Annotated in this window: 18 protein-coding genes; 10 read left to right on the top strand and 8 right to left on the bottom strand. The window is 74.7% G+C overall.

Annotated features, from left to right (window positions below):
* Positions 1-425 precede the first annotated feature (425 nt).
* From ACLQ22_RS16425 to ACLQ22_RS16400, 6 genes are all read left to right on the top strand, one after another.
* On the top strand, positions 426-1,025 hold the full coding sequence (locus ACLQ22_RS16425; RefSeq protein WP_425693040.1) for a DUF6058 family natural product biosynthesis protein: 600 nt from the start codon (positions 426-428) through the stop codon (positions 1,023-1,025).
* Between the two features lie 94 nt (positions 1,026-1,119).
* The gene (locus ACLQ22_RS16420; protein ID WP_425693039.1) at positions 1,120-1,578 is read left to right on the top strand and encodes a helix-turn-helix domain-containing protein; all 459 of its coding nucleotides are present in this window, start codon (positions 1,120-1,122) and stop codon (positions 1,576-1,578) included.
* Entirely contained in the window at positions 1,571-1,987 is a 417-nt protein-coding gene (locus ACLQ22_RS16415; RefSeq protein ID WP_425693038.1) for a DUF4180 domain-containing protein, read from the top strand. Before ACLQ22_RS16420 ends, ACLQ22_RS16415 begins: the two co-directional genes overlap by 8 nt.
* 43 nt (positions 1,988-2,030) lie before the next feature.
* Positions 2,031-3,221, top strand: coding sequence for a spore photoproduct lyase family protein (locus ACLQ22_RS16410; RefSeq protein ID WP_425693037.1), 1,191 nt, complete (start codon positions 2,031-2,033; stop codon positions 3,219-3,221).
* 22 nt (positions 3,222-3,243) lie between these two features.
* Positions 3,244-4,026, top strand: a complete 783-nt coding sequence (locus ACLQ22_RS16405) for an alpha/beta hydrolase (RefSeq protein ID WP_425693036.1) — start codon at positions 3,244-3,246, stop codon at positions 4,024-4,026.
* 174 nt (positions 4,027-4,200) lie between these two features.
* Positions 4,201-5,328, top strand: coding sequence for an acyl-CoA dehydrogenase family protein (locus ACLQ22_RS16400; RefSeq protein ID WP_425693060.1), 1,128 nt, complete (start codon positions 4,201-4,203; stop codon positions 5,326-5,328).
* A 30-nt stretch (positions 5,329-5,358) separates the two neighbouring features.
* Here the strand turns inward: ACLQ22_RS16400 and ACLQ22_RS16395 are convergent, their stop codons facing one another.
* The 6 genes from ACLQ22_RS16395 to ACLQ22_RS16370 all read right to left on the bottom strand — a co-directional run bounded on the left by ACLQ22_RS16395 (position 5,359) and on the right by ACLQ22_RS16370 (position 12,743).
* Positions 5,359-6,222, bottom strand: a complete 864-nt coding sequence (locus ACLQ22_RS16395) for a M15 family metallopeptidase (RefSeq protein WP_425693059.1) — start codon at positions 6,220-6,222, stop codon at positions 5,359-5,361.
* Between the two features lie 86 nt (positions 6,223-6,308).
* Positions 6,309-7,298, bottom strand: coding sequence for an acetylxylan esterase (locus ACLQ22_RS16390; protein WP_425693035.1), 990 nt, complete (start codon positions 7,296-7,298; stop codon positions 6,309-6,311).
* A 3-nt stretch (positions 7,299-7,301) separates the two neighbouring features.
* Positions 7,302-9,680 (bottom strand): beta-glucosidase, encoded by a 2,379-nt coding sequence (locus tag ACLQ22_RS16385; RefSeq protein ID WP_425693034.1) that lies wholly within the window; start codon positions 9,678-9,680, stop codon positions 7,302-7,304.
* Positions 9,677-10,498, bottom strand: a complete 822-nt coding sequence (locus ACLQ22_RS16380) for a carbohydrate ABC transporter permease (RefSeq protein WP_425693033.1) — start codon at positions 10,496-10,498, stop codon at positions 9,677-9,679. Before ACLQ22_RS16380 ends, ACLQ22_RS16385 begins: the two co-directional genes overlap by 4 nt.
* The gene (locus tag ACLQ22_RS16375; protein ID WP_425693032.1) at positions 10,495-11,436 is read right to left on the bottom strand and encodes a carbohydrate ABC transporter permease; all 942 of its coding nucleotides are present in this window, start codon (positions 11,434-11,436) and stop codon (positions 10,495-10,497) included. Before ACLQ22_RS16375 ends, ACLQ22_RS16380 begins: the two co-directional genes overlap by 4 nt.
* An 8-nt stretch (positions 11,437-11,444) precedes the next feature.
* Complete coding sequence (locus ACLQ22_RS16370; protein ID WP_425693031.1) at positions 11,445-12,743, bottom strand: ABC transporter substrate-binding protein; 1,299 nt, start codon at positions 12,741-12,743, stop codon at positions 11,445-11,447.
* Positions 12,744-12,980: 237 nt separating this feature from the next.
* Between ACLQ22_RS16370 and ACLQ22_RS16365 the strand changes: the two genes are divergently transcribed.
* The gene (locus ACLQ22_RS16365) at positions 12,981-14,003 is read left to right on the top strand and encodes a LacI family DNA-binding transcriptional regulator (RefSeq protein ID WP_121398632.1); all 1,023 of its coding nucleotides are present in this window, start codon (positions 12,981-12,983) and stop codon (positions 14,001-14,003) included.
* A gap of 204 nt (positions 14,004-14,207) precedes the next feature.
* On the opposite strand, the gene ACLQ22_RS16360 is transcribed toward ACLQ22_RS16365, so the two are convergent.
* Together ACLQ22_RS16360 and ACLQ22_RS16355 are read right to left on the bottom strand one after the other, a co-directional pair.
* The gene (locus tag ACLQ22_RS16360; RefSeq protein ID WP_425693030.1) at positions 14,208-15,029 is read right to left on the bottom strand and encodes a peptidylprolyl isomerase; all 822 of its coding nucleotides are present in this window, start codon (positions 15,027-15,029) and stop codon (positions 14,208-14,210) included.
* 103 nt (positions 15,030-15,132) lie between these two features.
* On the bottom strand, positions 15,133-16,476 hold the full coding sequence (locus tag ACLQ22_RS16355) for a D-alanyl-D-alanine carboxypeptidase family protein (protein ID WP_425693029.1): 1,344 nt from the start codon (positions 16,474-16,476) through the stop codon (positions 15,133-15,135).
* Positions 16,477-16,752: 276 nt separating this feature from the next.
* On the opposite strand from ACLQ22_RS16355, the gene ACLQ22_RS16350 reads away from it, so the two are divergent.
* The 3 genes from ACLQ22_RS16350 (at position 16,753) to ACLQ22_RS16340 (ending at position 18,788) form a co-directional block, all read left to right on the top strand.
* Positions 16,753-17,085: a cupin domain-containing protein gene (locus ACLQ22_RS16350; RefSeq protein WP_425693028.1), complete on the top strand. Its 333-nt coding sequence runs from the start codon at positions 16,753-16,755 to the stop codon at positions 17,083-17,085.
* Positions 17,082-17,882, top strand: coding sequence for a YwiC-like family protein (locus tag ACLQ22_RS16345; RefSeq protein ID WP_425693027.1), 801 nt, complete (start codon positions 17,082-17,084; stop codon positions 17,880-17,882). Before ACLQ22_RS16350 ends, ACLQ22_RS16345 begins: the two co-directional genes overlap by 4 nt.
* A 177-nt stretch (positions 17,883-18,059) precedes the next feature.
* Positions 18,060-18,788, top strand: a complete 729-nt coding sequence (locus ACLQ22_RS16340; RefSeq protein WP_425693026.1) for a class I SAM-dependent methyltransferase — start codon at positions 18,060-18,062, stop codon at positions 18,786-18,788.
* Position 18,789 lies beyond the last annotated feature (1 nt).

Here is an 18,789-nt window from a genome sequence, read left to right as displayed (position 1 = left end):
GATCGTTGCTTCCACTGTGGAGTTGGGAACGGGTCACGTCGCCGGGGCGTGGCCGGCAGGGAGGTGGACGGCGACCGGGTGGACGAAAAAGCCGCCCGGCCCCGGTGGGGTGGGCGGCTGCGCGTACGCGCGGGCGCTAGACGCGCCGCCACCCCCGTTGCCGCCCGTGTCCGGGACGGCGCCGCCCGCAGGCTGGTGTGCCCGTGGGCAGCGAAGCACCACCGTGCGGCGTCGGCCACACGGCGTCGGTGCGGGTGCGCTGCGACACGGCGTACTCCCCTGGGGTCGTTCGGTTGACCTTGCGCCGATGACGGTAGGCGGGCCGCGACGGTGACCGCAACGGATATCCACGTTCCGTTCGGCCGACACCGAACCGTCCGGCCGCTACCGTTGCGCCCCGACGACGCGGACAGGAGGGGGTTCCGATGCAGCTCAAGCGGCAGGTGGCCGAACGGTACCGGCAGGTCAACGGCGACCATTCGATGACGGAGGCGGACGACGCGTACGTGAGCGCCCAGTTCGCGGTGCTCGACGAGCTGTGCACCGCACACGGGTGCGACGCGGACGACGTACGCCGGCTGATGCTCGACCGGCGGCTTCCGTTGCCGGGTTACCTGCGCTCCGACGGCGCGGAGATGGTGCCCGTGGACCTGTTCGCGCTCGCCGAGCGGGCTGGCGGGACGGACGCGCTGCGGGCGTGGTTCACCGGCCATTGGGCGGACGAGGGCGTCGGCGCCGCGGAGTGGGACGCCTATCTCAGCGGCCGGTACGTCTGCCTGCGGTCGGTCGGCCCGGCCACGATCCGGCGCAAGGACGAACTGGTGGCGGCCATCCGGGCGGCGCTGGCGAATCTCGACGTCGACCCGACCGACGACGGCACCGCGCTGCGGCTGTCCGCGCTGGCCGACGAACTGGACGCGCTGACGCCGGCGTTCACCCCGTACGACCGGCTGCGCTTCGGCGGCCCGACCTCCCGGGACACCTACGTCGACGCGGTGCGGGCCCGCCTGCGTGAGCGCCCCTGACGGCGACGGCGGCCGTCGTCGGCGCGGGCGGGAAACGACGCCAACATCACATCAGCTTCCCTATCGCTCCCTATTCTGACTAGATTAGGGAACGATGAGTGAGGAAATGTACTCGGTCGAGCAGGTGGCCGAGCGGCTCGGCCTGCACGTGCGCACCGTGCGGGGCTACATCCGCGACGGTCGGCTCAGGGCGGTGCGGATCGGCAAGCAGTACCGGATCGCCCGCGCCGACCTCGACGCGCTGACCGGTCGGCCGGCACCCGCCCGCCCCGCCGGCGGTGCGGCGGTGGAGGTGTCGAGCATCGTGCAGATCGACGGCGTCGACCGGGCCGCGGCCGACCGGCTGGCCACGCTCGTCCTGGCCGCGGCGAACAGCACCCACCACCACCCCGCGCACCCGCTGCGCATCCAGACCGTCCACGACGAGGAGCGGAACCGCATGAAGATCGTGATCCTGGGCGGCGCCTCGGCCACCGCCGACGTGCTGCACCTGGTCGACGCCGTGCTCGACGGCGACAACGGCCTGCTCACCGGGGAGGCCGGCGATGCCTGACGTCATCCAGGAGCGGGCCGGAGTGCCGGTGCTGGTGTGCGACCCGGACGGCCCGCCGGTGACCACCGAGCAGGACGCGCTGGACCTGATCGGCTCGGCCTTCCTCGGCGCCCAGGTGGTGGCCGTGCCGGTGAGCCGGCTCGACGCCTCCTTCTTCGCCCTCGGCACCCGCTTCGCCGGCGAGATCATGCAGAAGTTCGTCAACTACCGGCTACGCCTGGTCGTCGTCGGCGACATCGGTGAGCACCTCGCGGCCAGTTCGGCCCTGCGCGCCCTCGTCCACGAGTCGAACCGCTCCGGCCACGTGTGGTTCGTCCCCGACCTCGACGCCCTCGACGCCCGCCTGGCGCCGGCGGTGCGACCCGGTGGGGGCACGCCCACGCCGGACGGGGCGCCGACGCGCGGCTGACCGCCCCGGGGTTGCCGGCGCGCGGGGCGGGTAACCGGCGCGGATGAGGCCGGAGGCCGAGCCGGTGGACGTCGACGAGCCGCTGGCCGTCGACGTACCGCCCGCGCCGCACGACGCCAGCGGCGAGCGCGTGCCGACGCGCGACCTGGCCGGGCTGGCGCCGGCGGCGCGGCCGGCGCGGCGGTGGACGCCGGGCCGGGTGGTCGCCACGCCGGCCGCGCTGGAGCACCCGCACGGCCGACGGATCGCCCGGCGGGTCGAGGCCCTGGGCATCGAGGTCGAGCGGCTGCGCGCCAACCGGCTCACCGGCGTCCGCGGCGCCACCGAGCGGAAGACGTACGCGCGGGCGAAGGCGACCATGGCGATCGTGGTCAGCCCGCCGTCGCGCCGGAAGCTGCAACCCATCGCGCCCAGCGCGGACTGGCGCTTCGACCTGGCGGAGGGCTGCCCGGCCCACTGCCAGTACTGCTACCTGGCCGGCTCGCTGTCGGGGCCACCGGTGACGCGGGTGTACGCCGACCTGGACGACATCCTCGCCGGCCTGGCCGGCTACGCCGGGCGGGGCACGGTCACCAGCCGCAACGCCGGGCGGGCCGCCGAGGGCACCACCTTCGAGGCGTCCTGCTACACCGACCCGCTGGCCCTGGAGCACCTCACCGGCAGCTGGCGGCGGGCGGTTGAGCACTTCGCCGGCTGGGACGCCCCGGTGCAGCTGCGCTGGACCACCAAGTACGCCGACGTCGACACGTTCGTGGGGTTGCCGCACGCCGGCCGCACCCGCGTGCGGTTCAGCGTCAACTGCCGCCCGGTCAGCGAGCGGATGGAGGGCGGCACCGCCACGGTCGCGCACCGGCTGGCGGCGCTGCGCCGGCTCGCCCTCGACGGCTACCCCGTGGGATTGACCGTCGCGCCGATCATGCCGCTGCCCGGCTGGCGGGAGCACTACGGCGAGCTGCTCGACGCGGTCGCGGACGCCGTCGCCGGGGTGCCCGGGCTCGACCTGACCGCCGAGCTGATCACCCACCGGTTCACCCCGGGCAGCAAGGAGGTGCTGCTCGGCTGGTACCCGCGCACGAGGCTGGAGATGGACGAGTCCGCCCGCAGCCGCAAGTACGGCAGGTTCGGCGCGGTGAAGTACGTCTACCCGCGCGACACCATGGCCGAGCTGCGCACCTGGTTCGAACGCGAGCTGGCCGCCCGGCTGCCGGCCTGCCGGGTCCTGTACTGGACCTGACGATCCGCTACGGTCGACGACCGTGGCCCTGACGCGTGTCGACTTCTACTCCGAGGTGCTCGGTCTCAGCACCTCGATGACGGTGATCCTGCCCCAGCAGACCACCACGCAGATCGGCATGTCCGGCAGCGCCGGGCAGGGCGACCCGCCCGTGCTCTACCTGCTGCACGGGCTGTCCGACGACGACACGATCTGGCTGCGCCGCACCTCGATCGAGCGGTACGTGGCGCCGCTCGGCCTGGCCGTGGTGATGCCCCAGGTCGGGCGCAGCTTCTACACCGACGAGGAGCACGGCAACCGGTACTGGACCTTCCTCACCGACGAGCTGCCCCGGCTGTGCCACGGGTTCTTCCGGCTCTCGGCGCGGCGGGAGGACACCTTCGTCGCCGGGCTCTCGATGGGCGGCTACGGGGCGCTGAAGTGGGCGCTGCGCGACCCGGGCCGGTTCGCCGCGGCGGCGAGCCTGTCCGGTGCGCTCGACGTGGTCAACCGCCGCCACCATCCGACCGCGCCCCTCGACCCCGACGTCTGGCACACCGTCTTCGGCGAGCGCACGGTGACCGGCACCGACGACGACACCGTCGCCCTGCTCGACGCGGCAGCGGGCGCCGACCTGCCCGCGCTCTACGTCGCCTGCGGCACCGAGGACTTCCTGTACGAGGACAACCTCACCTTCGTCACGGCGGCCCGCGAGCGCGGCGTCCCGCTCACCGTGGACTTCTCCCCCGGCGCGCACGACTGGGCGTACTGGGACGCGAAGATCCAGGACGTGCTGGCCTGGTTGCCGGTGCGCACCGGCGGCTGACCCGACCGGCCCCGGGCGCCGGCGCACCCGCCGTCCGACGGTCGCTCGCTTCCGATTCCGATCACGCCCGACGTCGCCGGCGCGCGTAGCGTGGGCACGCACCCGCAAGCCCCGGGAGGAAACGTGACCCTGTCCACCCCCGCGTCCGCGCTCGCGTACTTCGGCGTCGACGCCCTGATCGACGACGACACCCGGGACCTCCAGGCCGCCGTGCGCGGCTTCGTCGACCGACGGATCCGCCCGGAGATCGCGACCTGGTACGAGCAGGGCCGCCTGCCCGTGCGGGACCTGGCCCGCGAACTCGGCGGGCTCGGCGTGCTCGGCATGCACCTGAGCGGCTACGGCTGCGCCGGCACCTCCGCCGTCGCGTACGGGCTGGCCTGCTTCGAACTGGAGGCGGGCGACTCGGGGCTGCGCTCCCTGGTCTCGGTGCAGGGGTCGCTCGCCATGTACGCCATCTGGCGCTTCGGCTCCGAGGAGCAGAAGCAGCAGTGGCTGCCCCGGATGGCCGCCGGCGAGGCGATCGGCTGCTTCGGCCTGACCGAACCGGACTTCGGCTCCGACCCGGCCGGCATGCGGACCAGGGCCCGCCGCGACGGCGACGACTGGGTGCTCGACGGCACCAAGATGTGGATCACCAACGGCTCCGTCGCGGATGTCGCCGTGGTGTGGGCCCGCACCGACGAGGGCGTACGCGGCTTCCTCGTCCCGGCCGGCACCCCCGGCTTCACCGCCCCGGAGATCACCCGCAAGCTCTCCCTGCGCGCCTCGGTGACCTCGGAACTCGTCCTCGACGACGTGCGGCTGCCCGCCGACGCGATGCTGCCGGAGGCCGCCGGCCTGTCCGGGCCGCTGTCGTGCCTCAACGAGGCCCGCTTCGGCATCGTCTTCGGGGCGCTGGGCGCGGCCCACGACTGCCTGGAGACGACGATCGCGTACGCCCGCAGCCGGCAGATCTTCGACAAGCCGCTCGCCGCGTACCAGGCCACCCAGCTCAAGCTCGCCGACATGGGGCTGGAGCTGGGCAAGGGGATGTTGCTGGCGTTGCAGATCGGCGCGATGAAGGACGCCGGCACGCTCGACCACCGGCAGATCAGCCTGGGCAAGCTCAACAGCGTGCGGGAGGCCATCGCCATCGCCCGCGAGTGCCGCGCCATCCTGGGCGCCGCCGGGATCACCCTCGACTACCCGGTCATCCGGCACTCGGCCAACCTCGAGTCCGTGCTCACCTACGAGGGCACGTCCGAGGTGCACCAGCTGATCATCGGACAGGTGCTGACCGGCCACGCCGCCTTCAAGTAGGCGGGACGGACCCCCGCCGGCGCGGGAGCGTCAGCCGCCCGCGGGCTCGGCCGAGGAGCGGGCCACCGGCAGGTCGAAGTAGTTGTCCGGCCAGGGTTCGTCGCGGTAGCGGTAGTGCCACCACTCGCGGTCGTAGTTGACGAAGCCGCCGTCGGTCATCAGCTGCCGCAGCAGCCGCCGGTTGTCCCGGGGCGCGCCGGTGACCCGCGGCGAGTCGGTGTGCGCGAGCGGGTCGAAGCAGTCGAAGCCGGTGCCCATGTCGACGCCGTTGTCGGCGAACCGCTGCCCCTCGGGGGCGGTGCAGGAGACCAGGGGCTGGCCCGGGGCGTACGGGGGCTGGGTGGGGGTCGGCACGTCGACCAGGGTCAGGTCGAGCGTGCTGCCCCGGCTGTGCGCGGTGGGTGCGCCGACGTACCCCTCGTCGAACAGGTCGGACTTCGCCACCCGGGGATAGAACTCCGCCTTCATCCGCTGCTCGCCGGGCTGCCTGGCCCACTCGACGAAGTCGTCGGCGGCCCGCCGGGGGCGGTAGCAGTCGTACACCTTCAGGCTGCGGCCCCGGGCGAGGGCGGCGTCCTGCACCCGGCGCAGCGCCTCGGCGGCCCGGCGGGTGAGCAGGCAGAGCGGTTCGGGGTAGCCGGCGACCGGCCGTCCGACGAAGTTGTGCGCGGTGGCGTACCGGATGTCGGTCCGGATGCGCGGGTCGACGTCGGTGAGGACGACGAGGCCCGGCCCGGACGGCGCCGACGCCGACGCCGACGTCTGCGGAGCGGACGATGGCGGGACGGACGGTGGCGGCGTCGGTGCGGCGGACGGTGACGGCGCGGCCGGTGGTGACGGCGGCGGCGCGGGCCGGGTGCAGCCGGGCGCGAGCGCCACGATCACGACGGCCACCGCGACGGCCCGCCCCCGGGCGGTCGCGGCGCCCGGGGCTCGCCGTCGGATCCGGACTGGCCTGGCCACGCCCCCTGTCTATCAGGCTACGGGCCGTCGGGCGCCCGGTCCGGCGACAGGTGTACGCGCAGGAAGCGCAGCGCCGCCTCGTCGTCGTCGATCCCGCCGGCCTCGTGACCGTTGTACCGCCAGACCGACAGCTCCGTCGGCCCCCGACAGGCGTTGACGGCGGCGAAGACGGTCGACGGCGGCACGATCTCGTCCATCAGCGCGACGGAGAAGCGGGCCGGCAGGTGGCACCGGCGGGCGAAGTTCACCCCGTCGACGTAGGCCAGGGTGGCCAGCACCCGTTCCTCGGCGTGCCGGTGGACGGCCAGATAGTCGCGGATCTCCCGGTACGGATGCGCGTCGGTGAGCACGATCGCGCGCGGGATGTCGCACAGGAAGGGCACGCCGGCCACCACGGCCCGCAGGTCGGGCGTCAGCGCGGCGACGGCGAGCGCCGCGCCGCCGCCCTGGCTGTGCCCGAGGACCGCGACCCGCGCCGGATCGACCGCCGGCAGGGTGCGGACGGCGTCCACCGCCCGCACCGCGTCGGTGAGGAACCGCCGGTAGTAGTACGTGCGGGGGTCCGCCACGCCACGGGTGGCCACCCCGGGGGCCTCGGGACCGGCGGCGGCCGGATCCGGGGTGTCCCCCCGGGCCCAGCCCGCGCCCTGCCCCCGGGTGTCCATCTGCAGGTGCGCGAAGCCGGCCGAGGCCCACAGCAGGTTCTCCAGCGGGTGGCCCCGGCCGCCGCCGTAGCCGGCGTACTGCACGACGGTGGGCAGGGGCGCCTCGGCGCCGCGCGGCAGCCGCAGCCAGGCCCGCACCGGCTGCCCGGCGAAGCCGGGAAAGGTCACGTCGTGCACGTCGATCGTGGCCAGCCCGGTGGGCACCGGCTCGGCGCGCACCGGCCAGCCGCACTCCCGCGCCTCGGCGATCGTGTCCGCCCAGAACCGGTCGAAGTCCGCCGGCTGTGCCACCTGACCCCGGTACGCCCGCAGCTGCTCCTCGGGCAGGTCCGTGAGGGCCACCGCTCAGCCGGCCGAGGGCGTGACGGCGAACCGGGGGTGCAGCCGCCGGGTGTGGTCGACGTGCCGGGCGGGACCACGCAGCGCGACCGCCGCCACGAGCCGGTGGTCCGTGCTGGACGCCGAGAGCCGCAGCTCCAGCTCGCCCGGCTCGACGACGCGCCGCCCGTCGCGCCCGGTGAAGGAGAACAGGTCGGCCGGCACGGCCAGGTCGATCCGGCAGGCCGCGCCCGCCTCCAGCGGCACCCGGAGGTAGCCGACGAGGCGCTGCACCGGCTGGACCACCGAGGCCACCGGGTCGTGCGCGTACACCTGCACCACCTCGCTGCCCCACCGGGAGCCGGTGTTGCGCACCGTGAAGTGCAGCCGCAGCTCACCGTCGGTCGCCGCGACCGGCTCGTCGACGACCAGGCCCGACCAGTCGAACGTGGTGTAGCCCAGGCCGTGCCCGAAGCCGTACGCGGGCGTCGGGTCGACGTTGGAGACGTCGCTGGCCTGGCCCAGCCGGGCCGACAGGTAGGTGGTCGGCTGCGCTCCCGGCCCCCGGGGCACGCTGACCGGCAGCCGCCCCTGCGGCGCGACCCGGCCGCTGAGCACGCCGGCGATGGCCGGGGTGCCCTCCTCGCCGGGGAAGAACGACTGCACGACCGCCGCCGCCTCGCTCACCGCCCGGCCCAGCGCGTAGGGCCGCCCGGCGAGCAGCGCCACCACCACGGGCGTGCCGGTGTCCAGCAGCGCGTCGAGCAGGTGCTGCTGCGCCCCGGGCAGGGCCAGCGACTCGGCGTCGCAGCCCTCGCCGCTGGTGCCCCGGCCGAACAGTCCCGCCCGGTCGCCGAGCGCGGCGACTACCACGTCCGCGTCCCGCGCCGCCGCGACCGCCGCCGCCACCCCGTCGGTGTCGTCGCCGTCGACGGAGACGCCGGCCGCGGTGACCACGACGCTGTCTGCGAACTCGGCGCGCAGCGCCGCCGCCAGGGTGGGCAGCGCGATGCCGACGGGCACCTCGGGATGCCGCGAGCCGACGTGGGCCGGGAACGAGTAGCAGCCGAGCACCGCCGTGGGGCTCTCGGCCTGCGGGCCGACCAGCGCGATGCGGGCCGGCCGGTCGAGCGGCAGGGTGCCGTCGTTGGCCAACAGCACCACGGCGCGCTCGGCGACCTCGCGGGCCAGCGCCCGGTTGGCCGGCGGGTCCAGGTCGACGGTGCCGCGCAGCGCCTCCGGGTCGGACAGGTCGGCGCCGGCCAGCGCGGCCGGCACCGGGCTCCAGTCGGCGTCGAGGAGACCGAGCTGCGCCTTCTGCGTCAGCACCCGACGGACCGCCCGGTCGATCAGCGCCTCCGGCACCGCGCCGGCCGCGAGCGCCTCGCGCAGCGGCTCGCCGAACGTCTTCACCGTCGGCAGCTCGACGTCCACGCCGGCGGCGAGGGCGACGGCCGCCGCCTCCGCCCAGCTGCCGGCCACCCCGTGCAGGGTGCGCAGGAAGGCGACGCCGAAGTAGTCGGCCACCACGGTGCCCGGGAAGCCCCAGGCGTCGCGGAGCAGGCCGGTCAGCAGCTCCTCGTCGGCCGCCGAGGGCATCCCGTCGGTGTCGGTGTAGGCGTGCATCACCGACCGCGCGCCGCCCTCGCGTACCGCCATCTCGAACGGCGGGAGGATCACGTCGGCGCGCTCGCGGGGGCCCATCGCCACCGGCGCCAGGTTGCGCCCGCCCCGGGAGGCGGAGTAGCCGGCGAAGTGCTTCAGCGTCGCCACCACGCCCGCGGACTCCAGGCCCCGCACGTACGCGGTGGCGATCGTGCCCACCAGGTAGGGGTCCTCGCCGATGGTCTCCTCCACCCGCCCCCAGCGCGCGTCGCGCACCACGTCGAGCACCGGGGCCAGCCCCTGGTGCACCCCGACGCGACGCAGGTCGGCGCCGATGGCGGCGGCCATCCGCCCGATCAGCTCCGGGTCGAAGGTGGCGCCCCAGGACAACGGCACGGGGTACGCGGTGGCGCCCCAGGCGGCGAAGCCGGCCAGGCACTCCTCGTGCGCCATCGCCGGGATGCCGAACCGGTTCGCGGCGGCGACGCGCTGCTGGGTCCGCAGCAGCGACAGCGCACCGAGCGCGGGGTCGACCGGGGCGGTGCCGAACGGGCGGGTCAGCTGGCCGAGACCCGTGTCCAGCAGGGCGGCCAGGTCGACCGGTTCCTCCATCTCGTGCTGGTACGGCGCGACCTCTCCCCCGTCGGCGGCGGCGCCGACCCAGACGCCGTAGAGCTGGGCCACCTTCTCCGGCAGGGTCATCGCGGCGACCAGGGCGTCCACCCGGGTCGCGAGGTCGAGGGTCGGGTCGGTCCAGATCGCGGTGCCGGTGGCGATGTCGAGGGTCACGTTGTCGGTCACTTTCCTCCGACGCCCATCAGCCCCTGCACCAGGGCCCGCCGGGCGAACAGATAGACGAGCAGGACGGGCACCATCGACAGCACGACCGCGGCGAGCAGCCCGGGAATGTTGATCCCGTACTGCGTCTGGAAGTTGTAGAGGCCGAGGGTGATCACCTTGGTGGAGTCGGACTGGGTGAGGATCAGCGGGAACAGGAAGCCGTTCCACGCCTGCAGGGCGGAGAAGACCGCGATGGTGGCGATCCCGCCGCGCGACAGCGGCAGCACCAGCTGGCCGAAGACCCGCGTGGGGCTGGCGCCGTCGATGGCCATCGCCTCGTACAGGTCCGGGGTGATGTCGCGCATGACGCCGCTGAGGATCAGCGCGCACACCGGCAGGGAGAAGGCGGCGGTGGGCAGGATGACGCCGACGAGGTTGTCGTAGAGCCCCGCCTTGCTGATCAGGTAGAAGATCGGCACGATGACCGCCTGCGCCGGGATCGCCAGGCCCAGCAGGAAAAGCCGGAACACGCCGGAGGTGAGCCGGCTGCGGCTGCGCACGATGGCGTACGCCAGCGGCGGCACGAGCAGCAGCACGATGGCCACCACGCTGGCCGTCACCACCAGGGTGTTGAGCAGGTAGCGGCCGAAGCCCTCGTCGAAGGCGCCGGTGTAGTTGTCCAGGGTGAAGGTGTCGGGCAGGGCGATCGGGCCGTTGCGGCCGTACCCCTCGCGGGTCTGCACGGTGATCGCCAGCATGACGTAGATCGGCAGGCCGACGAGGAGGAGCCAGGCCAGGGCGCCGAGCCCGGCCAGCCAGTTGGGACGGTGCCGCTTCACAGGCCCTCCATCGTGGAGCGCATCCGGTCGTAGCCGGAGACCCGGACCACGACCAGCGAGATGACGGTGGCGACGACGACGAGGAGCAGGGCGATGGCCGCGCCGGCGCCGAAGTCGAAGCTGCGGAACGCCTGCTCGTACATGTGATAGGCGGTGATGGTGGTGTCGGTGCCCGGCCCGCCCTGGGTGAGGATCAGCACGGTGTCGAACGTGGTCAGCCCACCGACGACCATGAGCACCACCGAGGTGATCATGGCGTTGCGCAGCTGCGGCAGGGTGACGTGGCGGAACTGTCCCCACCGGCCGGCGCCGTCGACCTCGGCGGCCTGGTAGAGCACCGCCGGTACGGCGCGGGCCGCGCCCTGGTAGATCAGCGCGTGGAACGGGATGAACTGCCAGCTGCCGACGAAGACCAGCACGGCGATCGCGCCCGTGCGGCTGCCGAAGAGGTTGCCGTCGCCGAACAGCCACGGGGCCTGACCGGGCACGCCGAAGTTCGGGTCGAGCAGCGCCCGCCACAGCACCGACACGGCGGTCGCCGACAGCAGCAGCGGGAGGAAGAAGATCGCGGACAGCACGGCCCGGTTGCGCTGCGGCCCGGCCGCCCACACGCCGATCAGCAGGCTCAGCGGCGTCTGCACCAGCACGCCGAGGGCGGTGAGCAGGACGCTCAGCCACAGGCTGTTGATCATCACGGGGTCGCGGGCGAGCCGCCGCCAGTTGTCCAGCCCGACGTACTCCGGGGAGCCGAGGCCCGCCCAGCTGGTGAAGCTGAGCACGACCACGAGGACCAGCGGGACGAGTGCGAAGAGCCCGAAGAACAGGGTGGCGGGCAGGGCCCAGGCGAAGCCCGGGCGGCTGAGGGTGGGGCCGCCCGGGCTTCGTCGGGCCCGTCGCTGCTCCGTCGCGGTGGGGGCGGCGAGGGTGGTGGTGGACATGGTCGCGCTCAGCCCGCCTGCAGGGACTGCATCGCCTTGATGAAGCCGGCGGCGTCCAGCCGGCCGTTGCAGTACTGCTGCACGGCCTGGTGGATGGTCGTGGTCGCCGCCGGCGGGTACGCCTGGTCCCAGGAGAGCTGGAAGTTCGGGGCCTCCTTGACCAGGGTGAACTGGTACTTCAGGTAGTCCGGGTTGGTGGCGCCGTCGAGGAACTTCTCGGTGTTGGTGGTGGTGGGCAGGTTGCCGATGGCGAGCTGCGCCTGGACGAACTCGTCGGAGTACTGGAGCTTGAGGAACTCGGCCACGGCCTCCGGGTGCCGGGTCTTCTTCAGCACCGAGTAGAAGTTGTTGGTGTTGCCGACCACGTTGCGCGGGTCGCCCTTGCCGCCCGGGACGCTCGGGAAGGCGCTCCAGCCGAGGCCCTCGGCGGCGAAGGTCGGGTTGGCGTCGTGGTGGGTCGAGTAGTTCCAGGAGCCCATCAGCTCGAAGCCGGCCTTGCCGCCCGCCAGCAGCGCGGGCGAGCCGCCGTCGGTGAACTTGACCGAGTCGAAGTTGGTGCCGAACGCACCCGCGTCGGTCAGTTGCCGCAGCAGTTCCAGGGCGCGGCGGCTCTCCGGGCTCTCCCAGGCGCTCTTGTCGCCGTCGAGCGCCTTGGCGAACAGCTCGGGGCCGGCCACCCGGTCGTAGAGGTACTGGTACCACATCTGGGTCGGCCACTGGTCGCCGCCGCCGAGGGCGATCGGCGTGATCCCCTTGCCCTTGAGGGTCTGCACGGCGGCCAGCAGGTCGTCCCACGTCTTCGGCGGGGTGATCCCGGCGTCGGCGAGGACCTTCTTGTTGTGGAACAGCAGCACCGGCTGGGTGCCGCGCATCGGCACCCCGTACGCCTTGCCGTCGACCATGGCGGTGTTGAAGACCGACGGCAGGAAGTTCGCCTTCAGCCCCGGTTCCTTGGCGATCATGTCGTCCAGCGGCAGCAGCAGGTCGGCCTTGACGAACGGGGTGATGCTGCCGCCGCCCCAGTTGAAGAAGACGTCCGGCGCCTGCTTGGTGTTGATGATGGTCTGGAGCTTGGTCTGGTAGTCGGCACCGGGGATGGTGTCCAGCACCGCCTTGATCTTCGACGTCTTGTTGAACGTCTCGACGAGCTGTTTCTCGACCTTGTTGGTGGCGTCGCCGTACACCAGGATGCGGATCTCGTCCGGGCCGGCGGCCGAGTCACCGTCGCCGCAGGCGGTCAGTGGCAACGCCAGCGCCAGGGCGGCGGCGAGCGCGACGGCCCGGGCGAGCCGCGTGCGTACAGTCATGATCGACCTCTCGTGGTGGGGGTGTGGTGGGGGACGTCGCCGCCGGCGCGACGACCGAAAGGTGTCCGACAAGTTTCCGGAATACTTCCGTAACTCGTCCGAACGCTAGAACCGACCTGCCGTGTCGTCAACCCCCGATCGTGGGGCAAGATGGGCCGGTGGAGCGGCCCCGCCGTTCCGGACGTTTTTCGGTGGTGACGGGTACGGTCGGTCTTCCGACCGGTGAAGGAGACGCGGGTGGACGGCGACGACGGGCGCAGGATCACCATCACCGCTATCGCGCGGGAGGCCGGGGTCTCGGTGCCGACCGTGTCGCGGGTGCTCAACGGGCGCTCGGACGTGGCTCCCGGCACCCGCGAGCGGGTGGAGGAGCTGCTGCGCCACCACGGTTACCAACGCCGCGGCAGCCGCACGGTGAGCCACGTCGGCCTGGTCGACCTGGTCTTCAACGACCTGGACAGCCCCTGGGCGGTGGAGATCATCCGGGGGGTCGAGGACGTCGGGCACGGCGCGGGCGTCGGCACGGTGGTCTCCGCGATCCACCGCCAGTCGACCGCCGCCCGGCAGTGGTTGCAGAACCTGCGGGCCCGCGCCACCGACGGCGTCATCTTCGTGACCTCGCACCTGAGCCCGCCGCTGCACGCGCAGCTGCGCCGCCTCAACGTGCCCGTGGTCGTCGTCGACCCGGCCGGCGTGCCCGCCACCGACGTGCCCACCGTCGGGGCTACCAACTGGGCCGGCGGGCTCGCCGCGACCGAGCACCTGCTGTCGCTCGGGCACCGGCGGATCGGCTTCGTCGCCGGGCCGACGCACCTGCTGTGCAGCCGGGCCCGCCTGGACGGCCACCGGGCCGGGCTGGAGGCGGCCGGGGTGCCGGTGGAGGACCGGCTGGTGCACCCCGGCGACTTCTACCACGCCTCGGGCTTCGCCGCCGGGACGGCGCTGCTCGACCTCGACGACCCGCCGACGGCGATCTTCGCGGCCAGCGACCAGATGGCCTTCGGCGTCTACGAGGCCGTACGCCGCCGGGGGTTGCGGATCCCCGACGACGTCAGCGTCGTGGGCTTCGACGACCTGCCGGAGGCCCGCTGGGCCTCACCGCCGCTGACCACCGTCCGGCAGCCGCTGGTGGAGATGGGTCGCCTGGCCGCCCGGACCGTGCTGCGGCTGGCGCAGGGCGAGGCCATCGACTCCCCCCGGGTGGAACTCGCCACCAACCTGGTCGTCCGGGACAGCACGGCCCCGCCGCGCCGGCCGTGACGGCCGGTCCCGCGCCCGCCACCCCTCGGCGGCGCTCCCGGTAGCGTTCCGGAACTTCCGGTCGGCCGCCGCCCGCGTGGCCGTCGGCCTCCCCCGCCCGGCCGGCCCGAGGTTCCGGCCCGCCACGCCACTCCCCCGGTCGCCCGGGGCCGCTCCCGGGGTTCCGGGGCGACGCCACGGGCGGCGGGATCACCGACTTCGCGCTCAGCGGTGCTGGTGGTGGTGCCGGACCGCGCGCCGGATGTCCACCGGCAGGGCGGGCGCGCCGTCGACCGGCGCGGGATCCTCGACGGTGGGGGCGATGCCGCCGGCGGCGATCCGGTCCAGGGTGGCCAGGCCGGCGGCGTCGATCGAGCCGAAGACGGTGTAGTTGGGGCGCAGCGCGGAATCGCCCTGGACCAGGAAGAACTGGCTGCCGTTGGTGTCGGGGCCCGCGTTGGCCATGGCGAGGGTGCCCCGGGCGTAGAGCCGGCGCACCCCGGTCGGGTCGGTCGGCGCCGGCGGCAGGTCGGTGGGCAGTTCGTCGGCGTAGCGGTAGCCGGGACCGCCGGAGCCGGTCCCGGACGGGTCACCGCACTGGAGCACCCGCAACGTCGGGTACGCGGTGAGCCGGTGGCAGGAGGTCCGGTCGTAGAAGCGGTGGCGCACCAGGTGCAGGAAGCTCTGCACGGTGCAGGGGGCCGCCTCCCGGTCGAGGGTCAGCCCGATCGGCCCCTGGTTGGTGCGCAGCGTGACCCGCACGGTGCCCCGGTCGGGGGTGCGCCTCGGGTCGGGCGGCAGCGGCACCGGCCTGGCGGCGGGGTCCTCGGGCGTCTGCGTGTAGGCGCACGGGCCGGGCGTGACCCGGGAATCGGCGGCGGCGTCGGCCGGGGCTCCGCCGGGCGCGGCGACCGCGGCGGCGCCGCCACCGGTGACCAGCGCGCCCGCGACCAGGGCCACCCCGGCGAGGCGGGACAGCGTACGGGCCGGCCGGCGACGCACCTCGATCGACGGCGGGACGGGGTGCGGTCGGGGTTCGCTCGACACGGGATCCTCCTGGGCTCATGGCGCCGGAAAGACCGGAGTCTATGGATCCCGTCGTCGCTTGTCGATCCGTCCCGCCCCCGCCGAGGTCAGGAAGGGGCCTTCCTCACCGCCGCCGGGCCGCCCGGCGGCGCCAGAGCAGCGCCGCCCCCAGCAGCCCGACCGCCGCCGCCACGAGCGCGGCCACCGGCCACCGGGCGACCAGCCCGTCCTCGAGCGGGCCGCTGGCCGCGGCCGGGCGCGGGTCGCCGGTGGCGGCGAGCGCGGGCGGCGAGGGGGCCGCCGAGGCGGCCAGCTCCCCCGGCTCGACCAGCCGGCCGACGGCGGCGTCCCGGGGCAGCGAGAAGCCCCAGTCGAGCAGGGCGGCGCCCTGCTCCCAGCCCCGCGCGGGCTGCGGCTCGGCACCGAGCAAGGTGACCACCAGCCGCCGCCCGTTGCGCTGGGCCGCCCCGACGTACGTGTGCCGGGCCAGGTCGGTGAAGCCGGTCTTGCCGCCGAGCGCGCCCGGGTAGCGGTAGATGAGCTGGTTCTCGTTCTGGATCTCGAAACCCTTGGTCCGCTGCGCCGGCTGGGCGGGGATGCGGTGCGTCTCGGTCAGCGCGTACCGGCGGAACGTCGGGTCGGCGAAGCAGGCCCGGGCGACCAGCGCCAGGTCGTACGCGCTGGTGAACTGGCCTCGTCCGTCGAGGCCGGAGGGGGTCACCGCGTGGGTCTGGAGGGCGCCGAGGCGGTGCGCCTCCTCGTTCATCGCCCGCACGCCACCGGCCATCCCGTCCGGCCCACCGCCGAGGCGGGCCAGCAGGTTGGCCGCCTCGTTGCCGGACTGGAGCAGCAGCCCGAGCCAGACGGTCTCGATCCGGTACCGTCCGCCGGCGACCAGCCCGACGGCCGAGGAGCCGGGTTCGATGTCCATGTCCCCGTCGGTGACGGTGACGACCTGCCGCGGGTCGAGTCGGGGCAGCATGGTGGCCGCCAGCAGCAGCTTCTGCACGCTGGCCGGGGTGCCGTACTCGTGCGGGCCGCAGCCGCCCAGCACCTGGCCGGTGTCCAGGTCGGCGACCAGCCACGAGGTCGCGGTGACCGCCGGCGGGCGGGCGGCCCCCGCCGGGACGACCAGACCGGCGGTGTCGAGCGCCGGGCCGCCCACGGCCCGCTCCTGCGGCACGGCCGGCGGCGGCGACGGACGGGGCGGCCGGGAGACCCTGGGCGCGGGCGCCTTCGGGCAGGGGACGGACACGGCGACACCGGGCGCGGAGCCGGCACCGGGCGCGGGCGGCACCGCGCCGGGCGGGGACGCTACGACGCCGGGCGCGGGAGTCGCGGACGCGACGACGCCGGGCGCGGAGGTCACGAGGGCGGCGGGACCGGCCGGGCCGGCCGCCGCGGGGACGGGAGCGCCGGTGCCGAGGAGGACGGCGGTCGCCGTGGCCGCCAGCAGCCGAACCTTCATGCCCCGCACCCTAGTCGGCGGAGTTCGGGGCGCGGGCCGGGTTCTCCAGGCCCAGCCTCCCAGGCATCCCGGAGGCGTGGCCGGCTCACCCCCGCCCGACCGCGTCCGGCGGCGCGGACCGTCCCCGGTTCCGGGACCATCGGCCCTGCCGCAGGACCCCGGCCGGGACGGAAGCTGGAAAATGAAAGCGGTAGACGATCTTCCGGTTTGCGTGCCGGGCGCCGCGTACCGGCGTCCCCACCCCGCGGGCCGCACCACACCGACGAAGGGACGACCATGGAAGCCCTCTCGCTGACCCGCCTCGCCGACGAACAGCTCGCCGCCGCACGGGAGGCCGACAGCGGACGCAGCGCCCGTTCCCTGCACCCGGGCCGGGACCGCCGGCTGCGGCAGACCCTGCTCGCCCTGCGCGGCGGCCGGTCCCTCGACGAGCACGACAGCCCCGGCGAGGCGACGCTGCAGGTGCTCGTGGGGCAGGTGCGCCTGGTGGCCGGGGACGAGTCCTGGGCGGGCGACGCCGGCGACCTGGTGGTCATTCCGCCGCGGCGGCACGCGCTGCACGCCGTCACGGACGCCGCCGTCCTGCTCACCGTGACGCCGCGGCCGTGAGCACCGTCCCGGCCCGTCGTCGCCGCCCGGTCGTCGACCCGGCCGGGCGGCCCACGGCGGGCGCCCCCGGCCGCGCTCCGGGCCGGGGGCGGTCGCCGGGTTGGGTGCCGCCGCAGCACGGCGCGTGGGCGATGCTGCTGCTGCCCTTCCTGGCGGCGCTGACCGTCACCGGCCCGCACCCGCTGCACCTGCCCCTGCTCGGGGCCGCGCTCGCCGGATACCCGCTGTCGTACTTCGGGTTGCAGGCGGTCAAGACCGGGCGGATCCGCCGGGTACGACCGCACCTCGTCGGGTACGGCCTCGCCACGGTCGCGCTCGGCACGCCGGTGCTGGTGGCCCGGCCCGCGACGCTCGCCTACGCCCCGCTCTTCGCGGCCCTCGCCGCCGTCAACGCCGGCTACGCGCGCTGGCGCCGGGACCGGGCGTTCGTCAACGACCTCGCCTTCGTGGCGCAGTGCGGCCTGCTCGGCCTCGTCGTCGCCACGGTCGCCGAGGTGCCGTGGACCGAGGTGGCCGGGGTGACGGTCGTGGCACTGGGCTACCTGGTCGGCACCGTCCTGCACGTCAAGACGATGATCCGGGAGCGGGACAGCGTCCGGTACCGGTGGGTGTCATGGACGTACCACGCCGTCGTCGCGGTCGCCGCCGCGCTCTGGGCGCCGGTGCCGGTCGCCGTGGTCTTCGCGGGGCTGCTCGCCCGGGCGGTGCTGCTCGCCGGACGCCGGGTCGCGCCGATGCGGGTGGGCCTGATCGAGACGGCCTGCGCCCTGCTGGTGCTGGCGGCGGTGGCGCTCTGACCCCGACGGGGCGGGGCGCCTGCCCGGCCCCGCCGGTCCGCGTCGACGGGCGGCCTCCCACGGGGCGGGACGCAGCGCGTCGGTTGGCTCACAAGCCGTTGCCTCCGGCATCGCTCACCGACTAGAACCGGGGAACGATCGCCCGGACCTCCCGGCGACGGTGGCGAGGTGATGGCCGTGGCTCTGATCTCCTACGACGACACCGACTCGGCGGCCTTCGCCGCGACCCGGGAACTGCCGCGCAGCGGCCTGGACCGGTGGCGGCACGCGGTGCAGCAACACCTGCGGCCGCGTACCGGCACCACGGTGCTCGACCTCGGAGCCGGCACCGGCGCCTGGGCCGCCGCCTTCACCGAGTGGTTCGGCGCCCGGGTCGTGGGGGTGGAGCCCGCCGGGGCGATGCGCTCCCGCGCCCGCCACCGGCCGCTGCTCGCCGGCGACGCGGTCGCCCTGCCGCTGCGCGACTCCGTGGCGGACGCCGCGTGGCTGTCCACGATGGTGCACCACATCCCCGACCTCGACGCGGCGGCGCGTGAGCTGCGCCGGGTGCTCCGCCCGGGCGCGCCCGTGCTGATCCGCTCGCCGTTTCCCGGCCGCCACCAGCGGATCACGCTGTTCCGCTGGTTCCCGGAGGCGGTACGGGTCCTCGATACCTACCCGGGCCTGGCCCGGGTGCGCGCGGCCTTCGCCACGGCCGGGTTCACCGTCAGCACCGTCGAGCCCGTCGCGCAGACCACGGCGGCGTCGCTGGCCGAGTTCGCCGAGCGCCTCGACCGCCGGGCCCACACGCCGCTCCAGTCGATCACCGACGAGGCGTACGCCGACGGCCTGGCCCGGCTGCGGGCCGCGGCCGGCGGGGCGAGCGGCCCGGTCGTGGACCACCTCGACCTGCTGGTGCTGCGCTGAG

Origin of the sequence: Micromonospora sp. DT178, assembly GCF_049841695.1 — a bacterium.
In the GTDB taxonomy this organism is placed as follows: domain Bacteria; phylum Actinomycetota; class Actinomycetes; order Mycobacteriales; family Micromonosporaceae; genus Micromonospora.
Note: the sequence above shows the minus strand (reverse complement) of the source record. Positions and strands in the feature narration are given on the sequence as shown.